Annotated in this window: 1 rRNA gene; it reads left to right on the forward strand. The window is 50.4% G+C overall.

The window, feature by feature from the left end:
* The first annotated feature begins 144 nt into the window (after positions 1-144).
* Positions 145-1,680: ribosomal RNA gene (locus J8L71_RS18275) — 16S ribosomal RNA — on the forward strand.
* The last annotated feature ends 48 nt before the right edge of the window (positions 1,681-1,728 follow it).

The raw sequence follows: 1,728 nt of genomic DNA on the forward strand, positions 1-1,728 counted from the left end.
GAGGCAAACAAATTAGAGTCTCAATTGAAACTGAGTGACCAACAGAATAATTACTTAGGTAGTTATTCAGCACAGTCAATTCAATATCGAAAGATATTAAATAAATTCAGAATTCATTGAGCTGTCGAAAGACATAAAACTTTTTAATTGAAGAGTTTGATCATGGCTCAGATTGAACGCTGGCGGCAGGCCTAACACATGCAAGTCGAGCGGTAACAGAAAGTAGCTTGCTACTTTGCTGACGAGCGGCGGACGGGTGAGTAATGCTTGGGAACATGCCTTGAGGTGGGGGACAACAGTTGGAAACGACTGCTAATACCGCATAATGTCTACGGACCAAAGGGGGCTTCGGCTCTCGCCTTTAGATTGGCCCAAGTGGGATTAGCTAGTTGGTGAGGTAATGGCTCACCAAGGCAACGATCCCTAGCTGGTTTGAGAGGATGATCAGCCACACTGGAACTGAGACACGGTCCAGACTCCTACGGGAGGCAGCAGTGGGGAATATTGCACAATGGGCGCAAGCCTGATGCAGCCATGCCGCGTGTGTGAAGAAGGCCTTCGGGTTGTAAAGCACTTTCAGTCAGGAGGAAAGGTTAGTAGTTAATACCTGCTAGCTGTGACGTTACTGACAGAAGAAGCACCGGCTAACTCCGTGCCAGCAGCCGCGGTAATACGGAGGGTGCGAGCGTTAATCGGAATTACTGGGCGTAAAGCGTACGCAGGCGGTTTGTTAAGCGAGATGTGAAAGCCCCGGGCTCAACCTGGGAACTGCATTTCGAACTGGCAAACTAGAGTGTGATAGAGGGTGGTAGAATTTCAGGTGTAGCGGTGAAATGCGTAGAGATCTGAAGGAATACCGATGGCGAAGGCAGCCACCTGGGTCAACACTGACGCTCATGTACGAAAGCGTGGGGAGCAAACGGGATTAGATACCCCGGTAGTCCACGCCGTAAACGATGTCTACTAGAAGCTCGGGTCCTCGGACTTGTTTTTCAAAGCTAACGCATTAAGTAGACCGCCTGGGGAGTACGGCCGCAAGGTTAAAACTCAAATGAATTGACGGGGGCCCGCACAAGCGGTGGAGCATGTGGTTTAATTCGATGCAACGCGAAGAACCTTACCTACACTTGACATACAGAGAACTTACCAGAGATGGTTTGGTGCCTTCGGGAACTCTGATACAGGTGCTGCATGGCTGTCGTCAGCTCGTGTTGTGAGATGTTGGGTTAAGTCCCGCAACGAGCGCAACCCCTATCCTTAGTTGCTAGCAGGTAATGCTGAGAACTCTAAGGAGACTGCCGGTGATAAACCGGAGGAAGGTGGGGACGACGTCAAGTCATCATGGCCCTTACGTGTAGGGCTACACACGTGCTACAATGGCGCATACAGAGTGCTGCGAACTCGCGAGAGTAAGCGAATCACTTAAAGTGCGTCGTAGTCCGGATTGGAGTCTGCAACTCGACTCCATGAAGTCGGAATCGCTAGTAATCGCGTATCAGAATGACGCGGTGAATACGTTCCCGGGCCTTGTACACACCGCCCGTCACACCATGGGAGTGGGTTGCTCCAGAAGTAGATAGTCTAACCCTCGGGAGGACGTTTACCACGGAGTGATTCATGACTGGGGTGAAGTCGTAACAAGGTAGCCCTAGGGGAACCTGGGGCTGGATCACCTCCTTATACGATTTAGAACTTATTTGTTCGTAGTGTCCACACAGATGATTGTTA

The organism is Pseudoalteromonas sp. MMG007, assembly GCF_018100985.1.
Lineage (GTDB): Bacteria > Pseudomonadota > Gammaproteobacteria > Enterobacterales > Alteromonadaceae > Pseudoalteromonas.